We start from the raw sequence: 21,065 nt of genomic DNA, 5'->3' as shown, positions 1-21,065 counted from the left end.
AGGCGGCGGCCGTTGAAGTTCTTCAGCCGCCAGAGGTCCAGCCGCTGCGCGGTCAGCGGATGCATGCCCCGGATGACGTCCTCCTCGGCGAGTCCGCCGTCGGAGGGCCGGAAGGTGAGCGTCTCGACGTCGCCGTCCGGGGTGGAGACCGTCACGGTCACCCGCCGCACGGACCGCAGCACCGCGACCTCCGCCAGCTGGTCGCGCAGACGGCCGGCCAGCTCGTCGGCGTCCGACGGACGGTCCGGCCAGGAGAGGTAGAGGTCGACCACCGCGTGCGTCGGGTCGGCCAGCCCGGCGACGAGCTCCGCGAGTGAGGACAGCGCCGCGGGCAGGTTGTCGCTCTGCGCCATCAGCGCCACCAGGTGCAGCTGCTCGCCGCTCAGCTCGTAGTCGCCGGTCACGGCCGTGCGCCCCTCGAGCAGGAACGACCGCAGGTTCTCCAGGCTGCGCCGGCGGTAGTAGCGGCGGGTGAGCACCTCGAGGACGGGGTCGGCGTTCGAGCTCGGCGGGGACGCGAGACGCCGCCCCAGGAGCCGGATCAGCGGTTCCGGGCTCTCGACCAGCGCCTGCACGCGCTCCATGTCCGCAGCGCCGCCGGGGGACTCGGTCAGCTCGGTGAGCAGCCGCTCCGCCCGGTCGACGACCTCCCGGCGGGCCTGCTCCACGAGCGGCTTCTCGAAGTACCGGAAGCGCACCGCCCGTGCCACGTCACCAACGGACGGGTAGCGCAGCTGGGTCGCGACGATCAGCCGGTCGAGCACCTCGGCCAGCTCCTCGCGGAGGGCGCCGGCGGGCAGCTCGCCCGCGGTGAGCCAGCGGTCCAGCAACGCGAGGACGACCGGCAGCTGGTCCGCCGTCCGCTGCTGGGCCAGGAAGATGCGGAAGACCGCCTCCTCGAGCGCCGGACCGGGCTCCAGGCCGCCGACGCCGTAGTGCAGCAGCGCCCGGCCGAGCCGCCCGCGAAAGCTCTCCGGCAGCGCCTCGCGCTCGATGTCGAGCGAGTGCAGGTAGGTGTGGAAGTGCTCGCGCGGACTGTGCACCTGCTCGTCGGACTGCTCCTCGGCGCTGGTCGGCCGGTTGCGCGACAGCTCGCTGAGGTCGGCGAAGGTGGTGAGCAGCGCCAGCTCGCCGTGCAGCAGCTCCGGCTCGTCCACGGGGAGCTTGGCGCGCGCCGTCTCGTACTCGGAGACGAGCTGCCGGCCGCGCTCGGCCGTGACGTCGTAGCCGGTGATCAGCGCCTGCATGGCGCCCAGGACGTCGAGCGCACGGCCGGTCTCCGGTGCGGCCTCTGCCCCCGGGAGCGCCACCCGCTCGCCGACGACCTTCTCCGCCTCGTCGCCGGCCGGGTCGACCCGCATCAGGGCAGCACCCGCGTCGACCTGGGCGTTCACCACGGCAAGCACCTCGCTGACCCGCCCGGTGTGCGGCGCGCGCACCGCCGTCTCCATCTTCATGCTCTCGAGGACGACGATCGTCTGGCCGGCCTCGACCTCGTCCCCGACCGAGGCGCGGACGGCGACGACGACGGCAGGCGCCGGCGCGCGGACCACGCCCTCCTCGTCGCGGGTGATGCGGTGCGTGACGCCGTCCACCTCGACCAGGTGCGAGGTGGCGGCATGACTGGAGACGACGGAGAAGCGCTCCTCGCCGACGGTCAGCCGGCTCTCCAGGACGCTGAGCCGGTCCACGGCGACGTCGACGTGCCGGTCGTCGAGGACGACGCGGTAGCGGTCGGGATCGACCTTCGCGACGGTCAGCTTGTACACCTGGCCGCGGTAGCCGAGCTCGACCGTGCGCCCCACGTCGTGCGAGACGCGGGGACGGCCGCCGCGGGCCGACGCGAGGAAGGCCGCCCGCTCCAGGGCCTCCTCGGCGTCGGACACGTCGATCGCCACCTGGATCAGGGCGACGCCGGCGTTCCGCTCGGCGTCGGCATCGGCGCCGACACCCGTGCGGTCCAGCCACGCGGTGTCGGCGGTGCCCGCCACGACCTCCTGGCGCTCCAGCAGGGAGAGCAGGAACGACTTGGTCGTCGTCCCGCCGCGGATGACGACCGTGGTGTCGCGCAGGGCCACCCGCAGGCGGGCGAGCGCCTCGGGCCGGTTCCGGCCCCAGGCGATGATCTTGGCGACCATCGAGTCGTAGGTGGGCGGGATGGTGTCGCCGACGGACATGCCGGTGTCGACCCGGACCCCCGGCCCGGTCGGCATGCGCATGAACTCGACGGTGCCGGGCGCGGGCGCGAACTCCTGGTCGGCGTCCTCCGCGTTCAGCCGTGCCTCCACGGCGTGACCGAACTCGGCCGGCGGGTCGCCCTCCAGCCGGCCGCCGGAGGCCACGTGCAGCTGGAGCTTGACGATGTCGAGCCCGGTCGTCGCCTCCGTCACCGGGTGCTCGACCTGCAGCCGGGTGTTGACCTCGAGGAAGGTGAACAGCTTCTCGGTCGGCTGGTAGAGGAACTCGACGGTGCCCGCGTTGACGTAGCCGGCCGCCTTGACCAGGGCCTTGGCCGACTCGCGCAGCGACGCGTCCTGCTCGGGGCTGAGCGCGGGGGAGCTGGACTCCTCGATGAGCTTCTGGTTGCGGCGCTGGACCGAGCAGTCCCGCACGCCGGGTGCCCACACGTTGCCGTGCTGGTCGGCGATGACCTGGACCTCGATGTGCCGTCCGCCCTCGACCAGCCGCTCCATGAAGATGACGGGGTCGCCGAAGGTGCGCTGCGCCTCGATCTGCGTGCGCTCGAGGGCGTCGGCGAGCTCGTCCTCCGACCGGACGATGCGGATGCCGCGTCCGCCCCCGCCACTGCGCGACTTGATGATCAGCGGGTAGCCGATGGTCGCCGCGTGCCGCAGTCCGTCGTCCAGCGTCCGGACCGGCCCGCCGCTCCACGGGGCGACCGGCACACCGGTCTGCTCGGCGAGCACCTTGGCCTCGATCTTGGCGCCCAGCAGGCGCATCGCCTCGGGCGGTGGCCCGATGAAGGTGACGCCGAGGGAGGCGCACAGCTCGGCGAACGCCGGGTCCTCGGCGACGAAGCCCCAGCCGACCCAGGCTGCGTCGGCCCGGCTCTCGCGCAGCGCGCGGCCGAGCTCCTCGTGGTCGAGGTACGGGATGCCCGTACCGGTGTCCCTGAGGACGACGCCCTCGTCCGCGGCGCGCACGAAGGTCGCGTGCCGCTCGTCCTCGGTGTGCAGCGCGATGACGCGGATGCCGTGGTCGTGCTCCTCGTTGAGCTCGCGCACCGCCCTGATCAGGCGCATGGCGGGTTCTCCCCGGTTGACCACGGCGATGCGTTCGAACACGCGAGCAACCCCCTGTCGGCGAACCCCGTCTCAGGTCGAGACGTTATGGCAGCGGCGCCGCAGATGCTCTACCGCATCTCACCGTCGGGCGTCGTACACCAGGTGGGTCACCCGCTTGCCCTGCACCACCACGGGGTCCTCGAACCGCAGCGGCTCGGCGATCCCACCCGTGCCGAAGAACGGCCGTCCCGTGCCCAGGACGGCGGGCACCAGGTTCAGGACCACCTGGTCGATCAGGCCCGCGCGCAGTGCCTGGCCGCCGACGTCGCCGGCGGTGACCGAGACGTCGCGGTCGCCGGCGAAGGCGCGTGCCTGCTCGATCGCACCGCGGACCCCGTCGGTGACGAACGTGAAGGGCGCTGTGTCGCGGTACTCCCAGTCCACCGGCGGCTCGTGCGTGACGACGAAGACGTGCTCGCCGTTGGCCGGGACGCCGTTCCAGCCGTTGGTGATGTCGAACAGCCGGCGTCCGATCACGCTCGTCGCGATGCCCGGCGCGAACGACCGGAGGAAGTCCGCCGTCGCCTGGGTGGTGCGGAAGACCCGCTCCTCGTCGCTGAAGGTGACGGCCACGTCGCCGTTGCCGTACCAGTCGAACAGCGGCCCGATCGTGTCGTCGTCCCTGGCGATGAAGCCGTCCAGCGACACCGCCGCGAAGATGCTGGTCGTGCCCATGTCCCTGCCTCCCTCGTGCCGGCTCCCGGGTCGGGAGCTCCTGGGATCCGACCGGCGGGGCGCGTTCACCTCATCGGTTGATCAGTGGAGCAGGAGGCCCTTGCGCCAGACGTCGCCCTTGGCACTGCGCCAGGCCGTGGGGCTGAACACCCGGTCGACCCGGCTCTCCCCGCGCTCGTCGACGAGGATCACCAGGGAGCCACCGGCGGCCAGGTGGTAGCAGTAGGTGCCACCGCCGCCGGGCGGCAGGTGGGCGTCGTCGAACACCTCGACGGTGTCGGCGTCAGGCGTGTGGTGGTGCAGTTCCACGTGGACGCTCATGCCGGCCCCTCACCGCGGCCACCCCTGACCGCTGGCCGCGACGGTAGCGCCGACGACGGACGGATAGCGTCGGGGAGGTGGTCTCCCTCCTGCGCCGGTCCCGCCGGGTGCTCGTCCTCGGTGGGGCGCGATCGGGGAAGTCCTCGTACGCCGAGCGACTGGTGGCGCGCGAGCGGGACGTCGACTACGTCGCCTGCGGCGCGCCCCCGGAAGACGACGTCGAGTGGGCCGACCGGATCGCCCTCCACCGGGCCCGGCGACCCGCCTCCTGGCGCACCCTGGAGACCATCGATCTGCCCGCCGTCCTCGGCTCCCGCGGGGCGCCGGTCCTCGTCGACTGCCTCACCACCTGGCTGGCCCGCACGATGGACGACTGCGGGACCTGGACCGAGGAGACCGGTGCCGACGAGCGTCTGGCCGCGGCCGTGGACGGCGTGGTCGACGCCTGGACCCGCTCGAGGCGGCGCGTGGTCGGGGTGAGCAACGAGGTGGGCTCGGGCATCGTCCCGGCCACTCCGTCCGGACGGCGGTTCCGCGACGAACTGGGCGTGCTCAACGCGCGCATCGCCGCGGCGTCCGACCGCGTGTGGCTGGTGACCGCCGGGATCCCGCAGCGGCTCAGGTGAGGGCGACGACCTCGCCCTCGGTCGCGCTGCGGCGTGCCGCGTCGAGCACCGTCGCCGTCGCCACGGCGTCCCGAGGGTCGACCGGCACCGGTCCGAGGCCGCGGACCGCCCGGGCGAACGCCGGATAGAAGGTGTCCCAGGCGCCGTTCGCCGTCGGCACGGTCTCGCCGGAATCGCCGCGGTACACCCTGCCCCAGCGCTCGGCCGGCTCGGCGCCCCACTCCTCGCCCAGCGTCGCCGGCGTGTGCCCGGCGAGCAGCAGCTCCTCCTGGATGTCCATGAGCGTGCGGTTGACGTAGCTGCCGCCCGTCCCGGTCACCCGGAAGCGCGGGCCGGGAGCGCCCTGGCTCCAGCTGCCCCAGAGGTGCGACCGCGCGCCGCCGGTGTGCGTGAGGGCGACGAACACGTCGTCGTCCAGGCCGCTCTCACGCAGCCGCCACTCGGCGTAGACGGACCCGACCGGCCCGAGCAGGACCAGCGCCTGGTCGACCAGGTGGCTGAAGAAGTCGCGCAGCGTGCCGCCGCCGGCTGCCCCAGGGCCGGCCTCCGGGTCCAGGCGCTCGAACCGCGACTCGAAGCGCGTGACGTCGCCCAGCCTCCCGTCGTCCACCAGGGCGCGCAGCGTGAGGAAGTCGGAGTCCCACCGACGGTTCTGGTACGGGGACAGGGTCAGGCCGAGGCGGTCGGCCAGGTCGACCGACCGCTGCGCCGCCGCGGCGTCGAGCGCGAACGGCTTGTCGCAGGCGACCGCGAGGCCGAGCTCCAGCGCCCGGTCGGTGAGCTCGGAGTGGGTGTCGGCCGGGGTCGAGATCGCCACGGCCTCCGCGCCGGCGGCCGCGAGCTCCTCGAGGGTGCCGTAGGTGGCCAGACCGGGGTGGTCGTCAGCCACCTGCCCCCGCCGCTCGGGGGAGGCGGTGACCACCCCGAGGAAGTCGCACCCGGGTGCGGCGGCGAGCAGGGGCGCGTGGAACCAGCGCCCGCCGAAGCCGTACCCGACCAGGCCGATCCGGACAGCGGTCATGTCGGTTCCAGGAGTCACCGACGCATTCTGACGTGCCTGTCGACCGGGCCTCGGCGAGCGACCTCAGGCGTCCCGGACGAGCGTCCGGATCCGGTCGGCCATCTCCGGCGTCACGTCGACGCCGTGCGCATCCTTGGCGTGCGGCCCGGCCTGCGCCATGACCTCGTCCACCGACTCTCCCCGGACGACGGCGTCGCAGTCGAAGCCGACGTCGCGGCACGGAAGTTCCTTCATGGTCGCCTCCTCGGGTGCACAGGGGCCTCATCGTGGCCCCGATGCGGCCCCTCGGCCAGATCCGCGGTCGCCACGCCGACACCGGCTTGCGCCCCGCCGTGCAACCGTGGTTGCATCGCAGGCGTGCCGGCCGGGGAGTGGGTGATGCTGAGCTACCGGCTCCCCCGGGAGCCCTCCGGCCCACGGACGACGCTCTGGCGGCGGCTCAAGCGGCTCGGTGTCGCGCAGCTGTCCGACGGCCTGGTCGCCCTGCCCGCCGACGCCCGCACGCGTGAGCAGCTCGAGTGGGCGGCCGACGACGTGATCGGGGCCGGGGGCACCGCCGGCGTGTGGCTCGCCCGGCCCACGACCGTCGCCCAGGAGCGGGAGCTGGCCGAGGGCATGGCCGCCGCACGGTCGGCCGAGTACCGCGAACTGGCCGCTCGGTGCTCGGCCGTCGCCGCCGCGGAACCGGCGGACCGCCGTCGGGCGCTGCGACGGCTGCGTGCCGAGTGGCGGGCCATCGGCCGGCGCGACTACTTCCCGCCGGCGGCACGGGACGAGGCCGCCGCCGCCCTCCGCGAGCTGGAGCGCTCGCTGACCGCCGAGCCCGTGCGATGAGGTGGGCGACCCGTGCCGGCGTGCACATCGACCGCGCCGCCTGTGCCTGGCTGATCCGGCGCTTCGTCGACCCGGCCGCGGAGTTCGTGTTCGTCGGAGACCCGACCGAGGTCCCGGCCGACGCGACGCCCTTCGACATGCGCGGGGTCGAGCTCGGCCACGTCGGTGGTGACTGCTCCTTCGAGACGATCCTCCGCCGGTACGAGCTGACCGATCCGGTGCTCTGGCGGATCGCGGAGATCGTGCACGTCGCCGACCTCGACGACGACCGCTTCGACGCACCCGAGGCGCCGGGGTTCGACGTCCTGCTCCGCGGGCTGTCGATGACCGGCACGGACGAGCAGACCCTCGCCGTGTCCGGCCCGTTGTTCGACGGGCTGTACGAGTACCACCGCCGCCGTACCCTGCTCGGCCGCGAGCCGGCCTGATCCGGGAGATCCCGTGACCAGTGACACCGAGCGCCGGGACCCCGCCGGCGTCATCCCGTTCGGCACGGCCGTGCGCGCCTGGTTCACCATCTCGCTGCAGACGTTCGGCGGCCCGGCCGGCCAGATCGCCGTCATGCAGCGCACGCTGGTCGACGAGAAGCGCTGGATCGGCCAGCGGCGGTTCCTCCACGCGATGAACTACTGCATGCTGCTGCCCGGTCCCGAGGCGCAGCAACTGGCCACCTACGTCGGCTGGCTGCTGCACGGCACCCGCGGGGGACTGGTCGCCGGCGGTCTGTTCGTGCTGCCCGGCGTGGTGGCGCTGCTGGCCCTGTCGGCGATCTACGTCGCGTTCGGGTCCACGACCGCCGTGCTCGCCCTGTTCGCCGGCCTGGCCCCGGCGGTGCTCGCCATCGTGGCGCAGGCCGTCGTCCGCGTGGCCAGGCGGGCCCTGAACAGCCGGGCGCTGGTCGGAATCGCGGTGCTGGCGTTCCTGGCCCTGGCGCTGTTCGGCGTGCCGTTCCCCGTCGTGGTCGCGGTCGCCGGCCTGGCGGGCTGGGCGCTGGGCCGCTGGTGGCCGGCGGCGCTGCCGCAGAAGGGCACGGCCGAGGCCGCCGAGACGGGGCCTCCCCCGGTCGTCTCCGACGACGTCCTGCACACCGAGCGCCCGTCCACCCGCCGCACCGTCCGGGTGTTGCTGATCGGACTGCTCGTCTGGGGGATCCCGGTGGCGGCGGTGGCGCTGCTCACCGGCTCTGGGAGCGTCTTCACCCAGCAGGGGCTCTTCTTCTCCGGGGCAGCGGTCGTCACCTTCGGCGGCGCCTACGCCGTGCTCGCCTACGTGGCACAGCAGGCCGTCCAGGTCTACGGCTGGCTGGCGCCGGGGGAGATGGTGCGCGGTCTGGCGCTGGCCGAGACGACCCCCGGCCCACTGATCATGGTCGTGCAGTTCGTCGCCTTCCTGGGCGCGTACCGGGCACCCGGCGACCTCGACCCGTGGGTGGCCGCCGTCCTCGCCTCGCTGCTGGTCACCTGGGTGACCTTCGTGCCCAGCTTCCTGTTCGTGCTGCTGGGTGCCCCGTACATGGAACGGCTGCGCGGCAACCGGTCGCTCTCGGCCGCGCTCACCGGGATCACGGCAGCGGTCGTCGGAGTCATCGCGAACCTCGGCGTCTACTTCGCGGTGCACACCCTGTTCTCGGAGACCCGCGCCGCGGACTGGCCGGTCCTCGCGCTCGAGGTCCCCGACCCGGGCACGCTGCGCCCGGTCGCGGTGGCGGTCGCGCTGATCGCCGCCGTCCTCGTCTTCCGGCTGAAGTGGTCGGTGCTGCGCACCCTCGGCATCTGCGCGCTGTTCGGGCTGGCCGCCGGGCTCGCGGGTCTGCCGGTGTCCTGACGGGGGCTGTGCGAGGGTGACCGCCGTGCCCCCCGTCGTCCCGATGTCCCGGTGACCGCGCTCGTCGCCGTCGCCGCCGGAGGACTGGGCATGCTGGTGGGGGTACTCCTGAGCCGCATGGTGGCGCGCTTCCCGGACCGGACGAGCAGCCGCCCCGTCCGGCCGCCGTTCATCGAGGTGGGGACGGCGGTGCTGTTCGTGCTCGCCGCCCTGCGCTTCGGGCTGTCGGTGGAGCTGCCCGCCTTCCTGTTCCTGGCCGCCGTCGGAACACTGCTGGGCGTGATCGACCTGCAGCACCGGCTGCTGCCCAACCGGATCGTCGTCCCTGCCTCCGGGATCGCCGCGGCCCTCCTTCTCGTTGCCTCGATTCCTGACCAGCACTGGGGGGCCCTGCTCCGGGCCGCGCTCGGGGCCGCCGTCCTGTTCGCCGCGTTCCTGGTGCTGGCGCTCATCGCCCCCAGCGGGCTCGGCATGGGGGACGTGAAACTGGCCGCCCTCATCGGCCTCTACCTGGGCTGGATCGGGTGGGCGGCGGTGGTCATCGGCGCCGCCGCAGGTTTCGTCGTCCAGGCCCTCGTCGCGCTGGTGCTGCTCGCGACCCGGCGCATCGGACTGCGCGGGGAGCTGCCGTTCGGGCCGGCGATGCTGTTCGGCGCCGTGCTGGCCATCGCCTGGAGCGGAACGCTCCTTCTCTGATCGCATCTTCGACTACTCAGAGTCAGATGAGCGTCGGCACGTCACCCGTTCGACGGGCCGCTGTCGGCCATCCGGCTGAACCACCCTCAAGTCGGTTCGAGCTGCTCCCGACAACCGCTGTCAAGCCGCAAGGCCGGGTCATCCGATCCGGACCGGCACGGCCGGACAACACAGGGAGCCCCCCATGCTCAATCCCTTCGCCACCGTCGTCACGCTCATCTCCCTCGCTCAGGACCGCCTGAAGCGCGAGGAGAAGGGCGCCACCGCCGTCGAGTACGGCCTCATGGTGGGTCTGATCGCCGTCGTCATCATCGCTGCGGTGACGCTGCTCGGTCAGGACCTCAAGGCGCTCTTCGAGAGCATCACCGCCAAGATCTGACCCCCTTCGCGGCTGCGCGGCGCAGCGGTCCCTCCCCCGGGGACCGCTGCGCCGCTGCACGCATCGGCCCCACTGCACCCCCATGACGAGGATCGAGGTGAGCACGACATGCGCAAGCGACTGAGCGAGGAACGAGGCGCCACCGCGGTGGAGTTCGCCTTCATCGTGCCGCTGCTCCTCGTCCTCGTCCTGGGCATCGTCGAGTTCGGCCACGCGTTCCAGGTGCAGGGAACCCTGTCGGCCGCAGCCCGTGAGGGCGTGCGCCACATGGCGCTGCAGAACGACCCGGCGGCCGCCCGCGCCGCCGTCCGCAACGCCGCGTCGTCCCTGAACCCGGGGGTCACCGACGCGCAGATCGCCATCTCGCCGGCGTCCTGCCCCGAGCTCAACGACGGCAGCACGTCCGTCCGCCTGACCATCAGCTACCCCATGCCCTACCTCACCGGCTTCTTCGGCTCCGGCGTGAGCCTGTCCGGGACGGGGGTCATGCGATGCAACGGCTGACCCTTCGACGCAGGGCCCAGGACGAGCGCGGGGCCACCGCGGTCATGTTCGCCCTGCTGCTCGTGCCGATGCTCGGCTTCGCCGCCATCGCGGTCGACGTCGGAGCGCTCTACGCCGAGAAGGCGCGCCTCCAGGTCGCCGCCGACGCGGCGGCGATCGCCGTCGCCCAGGACTGCTCGCGGGGGGCCTGCGGCGACATGCTGGCCACGGCCCAGGCGCTCATCACCGCCAACGACGGCGAGGGCACGGCGTCCTACCCGGTCCTGAGCAACGACCCGCTCAGCGTCACCGTCGTCGGCAGCACCCCGAAGGAGCACTGGTTCGCCCCGGTGCTCGGCCACGACTCCACCGCGGTCTCCGCCACCGCGACGGTCGGGTGGGGCAGCCCCAGCGCGGGCACCGCCGTCCTGCCGCTGACCTTCTCGTGGTGCTCGTTCAAGGCCCAGACCGGCGGCGGGCTGCCGTCCACCACGACCGTGCACACGATCAACCTCAGCAAGACCGACGAGGTGGGGCAGTGCACCGGCCCGTCCGGGAACTTCGTCCCGGGCGGGTTCGGCTTCCTGGAGGCGGACTCCGGCGCCTGCGAGGTCACCTCGGCCATCGGCGAGCCGCTGCAGTCCGAGCCCGGCGAGTCGCCCCCGCAGGGCTGCACGTCGGCGGACTTCGCGGCCTTCGTCGGCCAGACGGTGCTCCTGCCGATCTTCGACGAGTACGGCGGAACCGGGAACGGCGCCTGGTACCGGGTCTACGGCTACGCCGCCTTCAGGCTCACCGGTTACTCGTTCACCGGCCAGTTCAAGACCGACCCGAAGCCGTGCAGCGGCAACGTCCGCTGCGTCACCGGCTACTTCACCCGCTTCGTCGAGCTCTCCGACGCCTGGAACTACAGCCCCACTGCGCCGCAGATGGGCTCCTCCATCCTCCGACTGATCCGATAGGGGGTCTGACACGTGAGACGCCGACTTCTTGCCGCGTTCGCGGCACTGATCCTCATCGTCGCCGGCAGCTTCGTGCTCCTCGCCTACGTGCGTGGGGCCGAAGACCGCGCCCTGGACGGCGTGCGCACAGTGGAGGTGCTGGTCGTCGAGCAGCCCGTGCCCGCGGGAACGGCCGGCGAGGACCTGGCCGACCTGGTCACCATCGAGACGCTGCCCGCCAAGGCCGTGCTCCCGGGGCGGGTCACGGACCTGAGGTCGCTGACCGGCCGGGTCGCGACCGTGGACCTCCAGGTGGGCGAGCAGCTGCTCGGCAGCCGCTTCACGCGGCCCACCGACCTGCAGGCGCCGGGCACCGTCGAGGTGCCCGAGGGACTCCAGGAGATCAGCGTCCTGCTCGAGCCCCAGCGGACCAACGGCGGCCGGCTGACCGCCGGCGACACCGTCGGCGTCTACCTGTCGCAGGTCCTCGCCGACGACACCCGGCAGACCTCCGCCGTCCTGCACGGGGTCCTGGTCAGCCAGGTCCAGGGCGCCCCGTCCGCGGCCGGACCGGCCGAGGACGGCGCGGAGACGGCGGCGGCCGGCACGCCCCTGGCGAGCCTGATGGTGACCCTCGCGGTCAGCGCCAAGGACGCCGAGACGGTGGTCTTCGGCATGGAGCACGGCACCCTCTGGCTCTCCCTCGAGACCACGGGCGACGACAACAGCGGCACGCGAGTCCTCGACCAGGGCACCATCTACACGGGAGTGCAGCGATGAGCCGCGTCGTGCTGGCCGGTGCCGCCGGCGAGGAGCTGATCCTGCGGGTGAAGCAGGCGACCGACGGCGACGTCACGGTCCTGCCCCCGGGCCGCCTGCCCGCCGACCCGGCGCGGCTGTTCGAGCAACTGGTGGACGGCGAGCTGCCCGACGTGCTGCTCGTGGGACCGCACGCGCCGGCGCCGGAGGTGCTGACCCTGGCCTCGCGGCTCGACGTCCAGAGCCCCGGGATCGCCGTCGTCCTCATGGCCGACCCGTCCCCGGAGATGTGGCAGGCGGCGATGCGCGCGGGGATCCGCGACCTGCTGCCGCCCACGGCGGAGGTCGCAGACATCCGGGCCGCCGTCGACCGCGCCGGCCAGGCGGCCGCGAGCCGTCGCCGGGTCCTCCGCCCGGTGTCGGAGACCGAGCGCTACACCGGCCGGGTCATCACCATCGCCTCGCCGAAGGGCGGGGTCGGCAAGACCACGGTGTCGACCAACCTGGCCATCGGGCTGACCGCCGCCGCGCCGCAGTCGACCGTGCTGGTCGACCTCGACGTCCAGTTCGGGGACTGTGCCTCCGCGCTCGGCCTGGTGCCCGAGTACACGCTGCCCGACGCCGTCCGGGGCCCCGCCAGCGAGGACACGATGGTGCTGAAGACGTTCCTCACCCAGCACCCGAGCGGCCTCTACGCCGTCTGCGGGGCGGAGTCCCCGGCCGCCGGCGACACCGTCAGCGGCGAGGACGTCACGCGGCTCCTGGCCTCGCTGGCACGGGAGTTCCGCTACGTCGTCGTGGACACCGCCCCCGGGCTGTCGGAGCAGACGCTGGCCGCGCTCGACCGGGCGACCGACGTCGTGATGCTGACCAGCATGGACGTCCCCGGCGTCCGCGGGCTCCGCAAGGAGCTCGACGTGCTCCGCGAGCTCTGCATGATCCCGGCCGGTCGGCACGTGGTGATGAACTTCGCCGACCCCAAGGGCGGGCTGTCGGTGCGCGACGTCGAGACGACGATCGGCGCCGGTGTGGACGTCGTCCTGCCGCGCTCCAAGGCGGTGCCGGCGTCGACCAACCAGGGCGTCCCCATCATCTCGAGCAGCCGCCGCGACCCCATGGCCAAGGAGCTGCGCCGGCTGGTCTCCCGGTTCGCCGCGACACCGCTGATGAAGCCGGGCAAGTACCGGGCCAAGCACCGGGCAGCCGGCTGATGAACCTCTACGAGCGGCTCGAGGCCGCGAAGGGCCGCCCGGTCGAGGCGCCGGTCGCCGGTGCGCCCGCCGTCCCTCCCGTGCCCGCCCCCCGGCCCGCGGTGGTTCAACAGCCCCCGCCGACCGATGCCCTCGCCCGGCTCAAGGACCGGGTCGGCAAGGCGCTGTTCGAGCGCATGGGCAGCCGGATGAACGACCCCAGTCTCAGCGAGGACGCACTGCGCACCATCGTGCTGGGCGAGCTCGACGAGGTCGTCGAGGAGGAGAACGTCCCGCTCAGCTCCGAGGAGCGGCAGCGGCTCACCTCCGAGCTGGCCGACGACGTCCTCGGCTACGGGCCGCTGCAGCGGCTGCTGGACGACGCGGCGGTCACCGAGATCATGGTCAACGGGCCGGAGTCGATCTACGTCGAGCGCGGCGGCAAGCTCGAGCGCACCACCACGCGCTTCACCTCCGAGGAGCACCTGCGCCGGGTCATCGACCGCATCGTCTCGCGGGTGGGACGGCGGATCGACGAGTCCTCGCCACTGGTGGACGCCCGCCTGGCCGACGGGTCGCGCGTCAACGCGATCATCCCGCCGCTGGCCTTCAGCGGGTCGACGCTGACGATCCGCAAGTTCTCCAAGGACCCGTTCACGGTCGACGACCTCATCTCCTTCGGCACCCTGTCGCCGGAGATGGCGGAGCTGCTGAACGCCTGCGTCGACGCGCGGCTCAACGTCATCGTCTCCGGCGGCACCGGCACCGGGAAGACGACGCTGCTCAACGTCCTGTCCTCGTTCATCCCGGAGGGCGAGCGGATCGTCACCATCGAGGACGCCGTCGAGCTTCAGCTGCAGCAGGAGCACGTCGTCCGGCTGGAGTCGCGGCCACCGAACATCGAGGGCAAGGGCGCGATCACCATCCGCGACCTCGTGCGCAACTCCCTCCGCATGCGCCCCGACCGGATCGTGGTGGGGGAGTGCCGTGGGGGTGAGTCGCTGGACATGCTCCAGGCGATGAACACCGGGCACGACGGCTCGCTGTCGACGGTGCACGCCAACTCGCCGCGCGACGCGATCGCACGCCTCGAGACCCTCGTGCTCATGGCGGGGATGGACCTGCCGCTGCGGGCGATCCGCGAGCAGATCGCCTCCGCCGTCGACGTCGTCGTCCAGCTGACCCGGCTGCGGGACGGCACCCGCCGGGTCACCCACGTGACCGAGGTCCAGGGCATGGAGGGGGAGACGGTCACCCTCCAGGACGCCTTCCTCTTCGACTACTCCGCCGGCGTCGACGCATCCGGGAGGTTCCTCGGCAAGCCGGTGCCCACCGGCGTCCGCCCGCGGTTCACCGACAAGTTCGACGACTACGGCATCACGCTCTCGCCCCGCGTGTTCGGGGTGGCCGAGCCGGTCGGCGGCCGCTGGTGATGACGTCGTCGGCGTTGCTGGTGCTCGGCGTGGTCGCCATCGGTGCCGCGCTCCTGGTGCTCGCTCTCGTCGTCCTGCCGGCGGGTCCCTCCCGCGTGCCGCTGTCCCGGTTGGACCCCTCGGCCGCGCCGTCGGCGTCCGCCCTGGCCGGCGTCGGGTCGGTGGCCGGTGCCGCCGTCGAGAAGGCGCTGGTCAAGCGTGGCCGGCTGGCCTCCGGGGCCGCCGCGCTGGAGCGGGCGGGGATGGCCATGAGCCCTCCCGACTACGTCCTGCTCGTCGCCGTCGTCGCCGTCGTGGGGGGCGCGCTGGGCGCGGTCCTGGGCGGTCCGCTGGTGGCCCTGCTGTTCCTGGTCCTCGTCCCCTTCGGCGCCAAGCTGCTGCTCGGGTTGAAGGCGTCGCGGCGGCAGGCTGCCTTCGCCGACCAGCTCGACGACTCGCTGCAGCTGATGGCCGGCAGTCTGCGGGCCGGGCACAGCCTGCTGAGGGCGGTCGACTCGGTCGCCTCGGAGGCGGACGTACCCACGTCGGAGGAGTTCTCGCGGATCGTCAACGAGACCCGTGTCGGCCGCGACCTCAACGATGCCCTCGACGAGGTCGCGGCGCGGATGGGCAGCGACGACTTCACCTGGGTCGCCCAGGCGATCGCCATCCATCGCGAGGTCGGCGGCAACCTCGCCGAGGTGCTCGACGCGGTCGGCCACACGATCCGCGAGCGCAACGGCATCCGCCGGCAGGTGAAGGCGCTGTCGGCCGAGGGGAAGCTCTCGGCGATCGTGCTGATGGCGCTGCCGTTCGGCGTCACCGGGTTCATCTCGCTGACCAACCCCGGGTACCTCGCGAAGTTCACGGAGAGCCTGACCGGCTACGCCATGCTCGGCGTCGCCGCGGTGATGCTGCTGGCCGGCGCGCTGTGGCTCAAGAAGACGGTGGCGATCAGGTTCTGATGACTCCTCTTCCGCTCCCCGTCGTCGCCGCGGCCCTGGCCGTCGCGCTCGCCCTGCCGGTGTTCGGCTGGGCCCTGTTCGCGCGCCCCCAGGCGGTCGTCGTCCAGTCCCGCGACAACCTGCTGCGGGGCATCGCGCTCCCCACCGACACCGGCGCCGAGGGCCCCGGCGTCCTCGCGCGGCTCGCCGGCGTGCTCACGCCGGGCGGGACCGTCGCCCGCCTCAACCGGCTGGCGGGGACCGCCGGCCGGCCGGCGGCCTGGCCGGTGCCGCGGCTCGTGGCCGCCAAGCTGGTGCTGGCCCTGATCGCCGGCGCCCTCGGGCTGCTCGTGGTGAGTGGCGGCCCGAGTCCGCTGACGGTGCTGACGGCCGTCACTGTCACCGTCGTGGCGTACTTCCTGCCCGAGCTGCTGCTGCACAGCCGCGGCCAGGAGCGGCAGGAGGCGATCGCGCTCGAGCTGCCGGACACCCTGGACCAGATGACCATCGCGGTCGAGGCGGGACTCGGCTTCGAGTCGGCGATGGCGCGGGCCGGCGCGAACGGCAAGGGGCCGCTGGCGGCCGAGCTGGTGCGCACCCTGCAGGACATCGCGGTGGGGCAGCCGCGCCGTGAGGCCTACCTCGCCCTGGCCGAGCGCACCGGCGCCCCCGACCTGCGCCGGTTCATCCGTGCCGTGGTGCAGGCCGACGCCTACGGCGTCTCCATCGCCGACGTCCTGCGGACCCAGGCGGGGGAGATGCGGCTCAAGCGCCGTCAGCGGGCCGAGGAGAAGGCCATGCAGATCCCCGTGAAGGTGATCTTCCCGCTGATCCTCTGCATCCTCCCGACGCTGTTCATCGTGCTGCTCGGACCGGCCGTCATGGACATCGCCGCCGCCTTCGGCGGGTGACCCGTCGCATTCCGCCGCGACGAGTTCCGGCCGCGGCGTGGGTCTCTTCTGGTGTCCTGGGACGTCGTACGACGCTGCCCGGCTCGAGATCTCACGGAGGACACCATGACCACCACGCCGGACGCCTCGACCCCCGCGCTACCCGGCCGCCCGCCCGTCGTCGACCTGGCCACCTGGCAGGCCGCCCGGAACGAGCTCCTGGTCCGCGAGAAGGCGCACACCCGCGAGGGTGACGCCCTCGCCGCGGCGCGCCGCCGGCTGCCGATGGTGGAGGTGGACGGAACGGTGGAGGTCGTCGGACCCGACGGCGCGGTCCCGTTCCTGGACCTGTTCCAGGGCCGCGAGGAGCTCGTGGTGTACCACTCCATGTGGTACGACGGCGCGCCGCACCAGGGCCAGTGCGAGGGCTGCACGTTCAACCTCTGGCACATGAGGGACGCCGTCTACCTCAACGCCCGCGGCGTCTCCTTCGCCGTCCTGACCTCGGGCCCGTGGCACGAGGTGGCTCCCTACGTCGAGTTCATGGGGTACACCCAGCCCTGGTACTCGGTGCGTGGGGTGGAGGCGCCGATCGCCACGGACGAGGGCCACATCGTCTGCTACCTGCGCGACGGGGACCGGGTGTTCCTGACCTACTCCACGACCGGCCGGGGCAACGAGCCGGCCGACGGGTCGCTCGGGCTGCTCGACATGACCCCCTACGGCCGGCGCGAGGCATGGGAGGACGACCCCGAGGGCTGGCCGGAGGCCCCGGAGGTCGGTGCACCGGTCGGTGGGCACGGCGCGCCGATCTGCTGGTACTGGCGCTCGGACGCCGACGGGAACGCCGGCTGGGGCCCGACCAGCCGCCCCGTGCCGCAGTGGACCCGCCCCGGCGCGACACCCGTGCAGTCCCTCGGCCGGCAGAGCCACTCCCACTGACGCGCCGTCATCGACGGCGTCGGCAGGAGGGACCGCTCAGTCGTGGATCCGGCTGGTGCCGAGCCTGCTGACCATGGCGGGGTCGCGGTGGTCGAAGAACACGCTGGCGCCGGTGTCCATGGCCGCGATGCGGGCCATCTCGTCGTCGGTGAGCTGGAAGTCGAAGACGTCGATGTTCTCCGCCATGCGCTCGGGACGGACCGACTTGGGGATGACGACGACCTCGCGCTGCACGAGCCATCGCAGCACCACCTGCGCCACGGACTTGCCGTGAGCGGCACCGATCTCGCCCAGGGTCGGGTCGGTGAACAGGCCGTTGCGGCCCTCGGCCAGCGGGCCCCAGGACTCGATCTGCACCCCGCGCTCCCGCATCAGGTCCTGGTCGGCCCGGCGCTGGAAGAACGGGTGTGTCTCGATCTGGTTGACCGCCGGCGCATCTCGTTGTGGTCGATCAGGTCGACGAGCCGGTCGAGGTGGAAGTTCGAGACCCCGATGGCCCGGGCCGAGCCCTCCCTGGTCAGGGCCTGCATGGCGCGCCAGGAGCCGTAGAGGTCGCCGTAGGGCTGGTGGATCAGGTACAGGTCGACGTGGTCGAGGCCCAGCCGCTGCAGCGACAGCTCGAACGCCCGCTTGGTGTTGTCCTCGCCGGTGTCCTGGACCCACAGCTTCGTGGTGACGAACAGGTCCTCGCGGGCGATGCCGCTGCCGGCGATGGCCCGGCCGACCGCCTCCTCGTTGCCGTAGGCGGCCGCGGTGTCGAAGTGGCGGTAGCCCGCGGCGAGGGCGTCGGCGACGGCCTGCTCGGTGTCCTCCGGGGGGATCTGGTAGACGCCGAAGCCCAGGATCGGTATCCGGACGCCGTTGTCGAGGGTGACGGTGGGGACCTGGACGGGCACGGGGGACCCTCGTCTCGTGAGGTGAGAACGGGGCCGGCCTGGTGGCCGGCCCCGCCCGGCGGCGCTCCGGTCAGCGCGGCTGAGCCGGGTTCGTGGGATCGCCGTGGGACGGCGGGTTGACCGGCGGGCCGCTCGTCGCCTCGGACGCCTTCGCGCCGGCCGCTGCGGCGGGCGGTGCATCGGCTCCGGTCGCGGACGGGTCACCGCCGGACGGCTGGGCGCCCTCCGCGAGCCCGGACAGCCGGTGCTGCATGGCGCTGACCACCTGGATGCGGTTCGCGTGGGCCTTCTCGTAGGCGAGCAGCGTCGTCAGGTCGTCGGAGCCCAGCGTGCGGATGCGGGACGTCAGCGAGCCGACGGGCAGGTGGTCGTAGTCCTCCAGGGGCAGATCCCCGCGTTCACTCATTCGCTCGTCCTCTCGGTCGTCGGCGTCCTCTGGTCCGCCTACCCCTGCCCTCCGTCTTCACACCGCGTGTGAGGACCCGGTCGATGGGTAGGCGGCCAGAGCGGAAGCCGCCCGCTCTTCCTTGCCCGTTTCGAGCGACCGAGGAGATGTCAGCCCCTCATGGACCTGTCCTTCCTGGAGCCGGTCTTCGCCGCGTCCGGTCCGTACGCCACCGTCTGCGCCGACGTCACGCACACCACCGAGAACGCCGACACCGAGCTCGACCTGCGGGTCCGTGCGATCGCCGGGCGGCTCTCCGAGCAGGGCGCCCCCGAGATGGTCGTGGAGGCAGTACGCGGCCGGCTGCTGGAGGGCAACGAGGGTGGTGCGGCCGGCACCCTCAGAGGGCGGGCGCTCGTCGTGGCCGCCGACGGCTCGGTGGTGCTGGATTCCGCGCTGGCCGACGCGCCCCGGCGCGAGGTGGCCGAGTGGTCGCCCCAGCCCGACCTGATGCCGGTGCTCCGCCAGCTGCCGGGCCGGGTGCCGCACATCATGGTGGTCATCGACCGGGTGGGTGCCGACATCACCTTCATGGGCGCCTCGGGGGAGATCGAGGCGGAGGAGAGCGTCGACGGGGACGACTTCCAGATCCAGAAGGTGCGGGTCGGTGGCTGGGCGCACCACCGCTACCAGCACAACGCCGAGAACAAGTGGGTGCACAACGCCGACGACGTGGCCTCCTCCATCGAGTCGATGGCCCGCCGGCTGTCCCCCCGGTTCGTCCTGGTGGCCGGCGACGTCCGGGCCCGGCAGATCCTGACCGACCGTGCGAGCGGCGTGTGGTCCGATCTCGTCGTCACGATGGACGAGGGCGGTCGCGCCGCCGGCGCCGACCGCGAACCGGTCGAGCGGCGGATGAAGGAACTCGTCGCCGAGCACGAGGCCCGCGAGTGCGCCGAGGTGCTCGAGCAGGTGCAGGCGGCCGCTGCCCACGGCCTGTCGGTGACGGGCCGCAACGCCGTCGTCGAGGCGCTGCGCAAGAGCCAGGTGGAGACCCTCGTCATCGTCGACGATCCCGCCGAGGACACGCTCCTCGTGGGCCGCTCGCCGCTCGAACTGGGCGTGGACCAGCAGGAGATGGACGCGCTGGGCGTGCACGGCGAGGTCGTGCCCGCCGACCGTGCGCTGCTCGCCGCCGCCGCGGCCAGCAGCGCGGGCGTGGTGATCGTCCCGCGTTCGGCGATGCCGGGCGAGGACGAGGTGGCCGCCGTCCTGCGGTACACCGACGCATCGACCCCCACCGAAGGAGGAACCGACTCGTGACCGACCCGCACCAGCCCGGCACGCCCGCCGGCACCGATCCCGGCGACATCGACCGCCGCGCGGCGCTCGCCGAGGTCCTCGGCAAGGAGGTCTGGCCGGCCGATCGCGACACGCTCGTCGGGAAGGCGTCGGAGGCCCACGCGCCGGACGCCGTCCTCGCGCAACTGCGCCGGCTTCCCGAGGGCCAGGAGTTCACCAACGTCCAGGACGTCGCCGAGGCGCTGGGCCTCGGCACCGAGCAGAAACGGTTCTGACATGCCCTCGATGAAGGAACCGTCGCCCGAGGCCCTGGCCAACGTCACCGAGGAGAACGTCGAGACCCGGTCGCACCTGCTGCCGGAGGAGGTGGCGGTCGAGGGTCATCCCGACCCGTCGAAGGGTGAGCTCGACCCCAAGGTGCAGGCCGCGGTGATCCTCGCGGAGTCCGAGGAGCGCACGGTGCACGCCGACCCGGACGACGCCCAGGGTGGGCACCGGCAGTCGTCGGACACCGCCGACCTGCCCTGACGTGCGGCACGAGCACCCGGTCCAGCTGCGGTGGTCCGACCCGGACTCCTACGGGCACGTCAACCACGCCCGGGCCCTGAGCCTCCTCGAGGACGCCCGCCTCGCGATGGCGAGCACCGCGTCAGGAAGCTCCGAGGGACGGCCGCCCGACATCATCCTGGCGCGGCTCGAGGTCGACTACCTGCGGCAGCTGTACTACCGCGTCGGTGAGGTGCTGACCGTCCGGAGCTGGGTCGCGCGGATCGGGACGAAGTCCGTGACCGTCCGCCAGGAGCTGATCCAGGACGACGCGGCCGCGATCCGGGCGGACGGCGTCTGCGTCATGTTCGACATGAGGACCCACGCCAGCCGCGCGCTCACCGACGACGAGCGCGCCTACTGGTCGAAGCACCTGGAGGGGGTCACCTGAGCTGCTCGGCCAACGCGACGATGACCCCCTCGGGGCCGCGGACGTAGCAGAGCCGGTAGCTGTCCAGGTACTGCGCCACCTCTCCGACGAGTTCCGCGCCGCGGGCCCGCAGGCCGGCGACCGTGGCGTCGATGTCGTCGACGGTGAACATGACGCTGCGTAGGCCCAGCGTGTTCCCCAGTGCGTTCTCCGGCTCCGCGCTGACCGCCTCCGGGGAATGGAACTTCGTCAGCTCGAGCCGGCCGTGGCCGTCCGGGGTCCGCATCATCGCGATGTCGACCCGGACGCCGTCGAGCCCGTTGA

27 protein-coding genes are annotated in these 21,065 nt (G+C 72.9%); 18 read left to right on the top strand and 9 right to left on the bottom strand.

The genetic code is table 11. From position 1 onward, the window contains the following. The 3 genes from E4P40_RS17830 to E4P40_RS17820 all read right to left on the bottom strand — a co-directional run. Nucleotides 1-3,305: biotin carboxylase N-terminal domain-containing protein (locus E4P40_RS17830; RefSeq protein ID WP_135159860.1), on the bottom strand; the 3,305-nt coding region annotated here is incomplete at its 3' end. A 78-nt stretch (nt 3,306-3,383) separates the two neighbouring features. Further along, entirely contained in the window at nt 3,384-3,980 is a 597-nt protein-coding gene (locus E4P40_RS17825) for a dihydrofolate reductase family protein (protein WP_135159859.1), read from the bottom strand. 81 nt (nt 3,981-4,061) lie between these two features. Continuing rightward, nucleotides 4,062-4,301 (bottom strand): hypothetical protein, encoded by a 240-nt coding sequence (locus E4P40_RS17820; protein ID WP_135159857.1) that lies wholly within the window; start codon nt 4,299-4,301, stop codon nt 4,062-4,064. Nucleotides 4,302-4,378: 77 nt separating this feature from the next. On the opposite strand from E4P40_RS17820, the gene cobU reads away from it, so the two are divergent. Further along, complete coding sequence (gene cobU / locus E4P40_RS17815) at nt 4,379-4,927, top strand: bifunctional adenosylcobinamide kinase/adenosylcobinamide-phosphate guanylyltransferase (RefSeq protein ID WP_245160417.1); 549 nt, start codon at nt 4,379-4,381, stop codon at nt 4,925-4,927. Here cobU and E4P40_RS17810 read toward each other — a convergent pair. Continuing rightward, entirely contained in the window at nt 4,920-5,948 is a 1,029-nt protein-coding gene (locus tag E4P40_RS17810; protein ID WP_135159856.1) for a Gfo/Idh/MocA family oxidoreductase, read from the bottom strand. The genes cobU and E4P40_RS17810 overlap by 8 nt on opposite strands. A gap of 63 nt (nt 5,949-6,011) precedes the next feature. Further along, a complete protein-coding gene (locus E4P40_RS17805) occupies nt 6,012-6,182 on the bottom strand; it encodes a DUF1059 domain-containing protein (RefSeq protein WP_135159855.1) in 171 nt (56 codons plus the stop codon). Between the two features lie 123 nt (nt 6,183-6,305). Between E4P40_RS17805 and E4P40_RS17800 the strand changes: the two genes are divergently transcribed. The 13 genes from E4P40_RS17800 (at nt 6,306) to E4P40_RS17740 (ending at nt 17,242) form a co-directional block, all read left to right on the top strand. Further along, nucleotides 6,306-6,782: a Chromate resistance protein ChrB gene (locus tag E4P40_RS17800; RefSeq protein WP_245160416.1), complete on the top strand. Its 477-nt coding sequence runs from the start codon at nt 6,306-6,308 to the stop codon at nt 6,780-6,782. Next, the gene (locus E4P40_RS17795) at nt 6,779-7,210 is read left to right on the top strand and encodes a chromate resistance protein ChrB domain-containing protein (RefSeq protein WP_135159854.1); all 432 of its coding nucleotides are present in this window, start codon (nt 6,779-6,781) and stop codon (nt 7,208-7,210) included. The genes E4P40_RS17800 and E4P40_RS17795 overlap by 4 nt, the downstream gene beginning before the upstream one ends. Before the next feature lie 13 nt (nt 7,211-7,223). Beyond that, nucleotides 7,224-8,606 (top strand): chromate efflux transporter, encoded by a 1,383-nt coding sequence (chrA, locus tag E4P40_RS17790; RefSeq protein WP_135159852.1) that lies wholly within the window; start codon nt 7,224-7,226, stop codon nt 8,604-8,606. Nucleotides 8,607-8,657: 51 nt separating this feature from the next. After that, complete coding sequence (locus tag E4P40_RS17785) at nt 8,658-9,302, top strand: A24 family peptidase (protein ID WP_245160415.1); 645 nt, start codon at nt 8,658-8,660, stop codon at nt 9,300-9,302. A gap of 184 nt (nt 9,303-9,486) precedes the next feature. Then, complete coding sequence (locus E4P40_RS17780; protein ID WP_135159851.1) at nt 9,487-9,681, top strand: Flp family type IVb pilin; 195 nt, start codon at nt 9,487-9,489, stop codon at nt 9,679-9,681. A gap of 108 nt (nt 9,682-9,789) precedes the next feature. Further along, entirely contained in the window at nt 9,790-10,185 is a 396-nt protein-coding gene (locus E4P40_RS17775; protein WP_135159846.1) for a TadE family protein, read from the top strand. After that, complete coding sequence (locus E4P40_RS17770) at nt 10,173-11,126, top strand: pilus assembly protein TadG-related protein (RefSeq protein ID WP_135159844.1); 954 nt, start codon at nt 10,173-10,175, stop codon at nt 11,124-11,126. The genes E4P40_RS17775 and E4P40_RS17770 overlap by 13 nt, the downstream gene beginning before the upstream one ends. 12 nt (nt 11,127-11,138) lie before the next feature. Continuing rightward, nucleotides 11,139-11,885 carry an RcpC/CpaB family pilus assembly protein gene (locus E4P40_RS17765; RefSeq protein WP_135159842.1) on the top strand — a complete coding sequence of 249 codons (747 nt, stop codon included), beginning with the start codon at nt 11,139-11,141 and terminating at the stop codon, nt 11,883-11,885. After that, the gene (locus E4P40_RS17760; protein ID WP_135159841.1) at nt 11,882-13,075 is read left to right on the top strand and encodes an AAA family ATPase; all 1,194 of its coding nucleotides are present in this window, start codon (nt 11,882-11,884) and stop codon (nt 13,073-13,075) included. Before E4P40_RS17765 ends, E4P40_RS17760 begins: the two co-directional genes overlap by 4 nt. Then, nucleotides 13,075-14,487, top strand: a complete 1,413-nt coding sequence (locus tag E4P40_RS17755) for a CpaF family protein (protein ID WP_135159840.1) — start codon at nt 13,075-13,077, stop codon at nt 14,485-14,487. Before E4P40_RS17760 ends, E4P40_RS17755 begins: the two co-directional genes overlap by 1 nt. After that, nucleotides 14,487-15,431, top strand: a complete 945-nt coding sequence (locus E4P40_RS17750; RefSeq protein WP_135159838.1) for a type II secretion system F family protein — start codon at nt 14,487-14,489, stop codon at nt 15,429-15,431. The genes E4P40_RS17755 and E4P40_RS17750 overlap by 1 nt, the downstream gene beginning before the upstream one ends. Further along, nucleotides 15,431-16,321, top strand: a complete 891-nt coding sequence (locus E4P40_RS17745; protein ID WP_135159836.1) for a type II secretion system F family protein — start codon at nt 15,431-15,433, stop codon at nt 16,319-16,321. Before E4P40_RS17750 ends, E4P40_RS17745 begins: the two co-directional genes overlap by 1 nt. Before the next feature lie 105 nt (nt 16,322-16,426). Then, a complete protein-coding gene (locus tag E4P40_RS17740) occupies nt 16,427-17,242 on the top strand; it encodes a DUF899 family protein (RefSeq protein WP_135159835.1) in 816 nt (271 codons plus the stop codon). 36 nt (nt 17,243-17,278) lie between these two features. Here the strand turns inward: E4P40_RS17740 and E4P40_RS29045 are convergent, their stop codons facing one another. The 3 genes from E4P40_RS29045 to E4P40_RS17730 form a co-directional block, all read right to left on the bottom strand. Next, nucleotides 17,279-17,614 (bottom strand): aldo/keto reductase, encoded by a 336-nt coding sequence (locus E4P40_RS29045; RefSeq protein ID WP_348519650.1) that lies wholly within the window; start codon nt 17,612-17,614, stop codon nt 17,279-17,281. After that, on the bottom strand, nt 17,614-18,138 hold the full coding sequence (locus E4P40_RS29040; RefSeq protein WP_245160413.1) for an aldo/keto reductase: 525 nt from the start codon (nt 18,136-18,138) through the stop codon (nt 17,614-17,616). The genes E4P40_RS29045 and E4P40_RS29040 overlap by 1 nt, the downstream gene beginning before the upstream one ends. 70 nt (nt 18,139-18,208) lie before the next feature. Continuing rightward, nucleotides 18,209-18,544, bottom strand: coding sequence for a hypothetical protein (locus E4P40_RS17730; protein ID WP_135159834.1), 336 nt, complete (start codon nt 18,542-18,544; stop codon nt 18,209-18,211). A gap of 159 nt (nt 18,545-18,703) precedes the next feature. Here E4P40_RS17730 and E4P40_RS17725 point away from each other — a divergent pair, with 159 nt between their 5' ends. Genes E4P40_RS17725 through E4P40_RS17710 form a run of 4 tightly spaced genes read left to right on the top strand, consistent with a single transcriptional unit; the run spans nt 18,704 to nt 20,762 of the window. Beyond that, on the top strand, nt 18,704-19,846 hold the full coding sequence (locus E4P40_RS17725) for a Vms1/Ankzf1 family peptidyl-tRNA hydrolase (RefSeq protein WP_135159832.1): 1,143 nt from the start codon (nt 18,704-18,706) through the stop codon (nt 19,844-19,846). Then, nucleotides 19,843-20,100 carry a DUF2795 domain-containing protein gene (locus tag E4P40_RS17720; protein WP_135159831.1) on the top strand — a complete coding sequence of 86 codons (258 nt, stop codon included), beginning with the start codon at nt 19,843-19,845 and terminating at the stop codon, nt 20,098-20,100. The genes E4P40_RS17725 and E4P40_RS17720 overlap by 4 nt, the downstream gene beginning before the upstream one ends. A 10-nt stretch (nt 20,101-20,110) precedes the next feature. Beyond that, on the top strand, nt 20,111-20,353 hold the full coding sequence (locus tag E4P40_RS17715) for a hypothetical protein (protein ID WP_245160412.1): 243 nt from the start codon (nt 20,111-20,113) through the stop codon (nt 20,351-20,353). A 1-nt stretch (nt 20,354) separates the two neighbouring features. Continuing rightward, nucleotides 20,355-20,762 (top strand): thioesterase family protein, encoded by a 408-nt coding sequence (locus E4P40_RS17710; protein ID WP_135159828.1) that lies wholly within the window; start codon nt 20,355-20,357, stop codon nt 20,760-20,762. On the opposite strand, the gene E4P40_RS17705 is transcribed toward E4P40_RS17710, so the two are convergent. Further along, nucleotides 20,755-21,065: VOC family protein (locus E4P40_RS17705; RefSeq protein ID WP_135159826.1), on the bottom strand; the 311-nt coding region annotated here is incomplete at its 5' end. The two genes, E4P40_RS17710 and E4P40_RS17705, sit on opposite strands and share 8 nt — an antisense overlap.

This window comes from Blastococcus sp. CT_GayMR20 (assembly GCF_004570345.1).
This window is presented reverse-complemented; position numbering and strand designations above follow the sequence as displayed.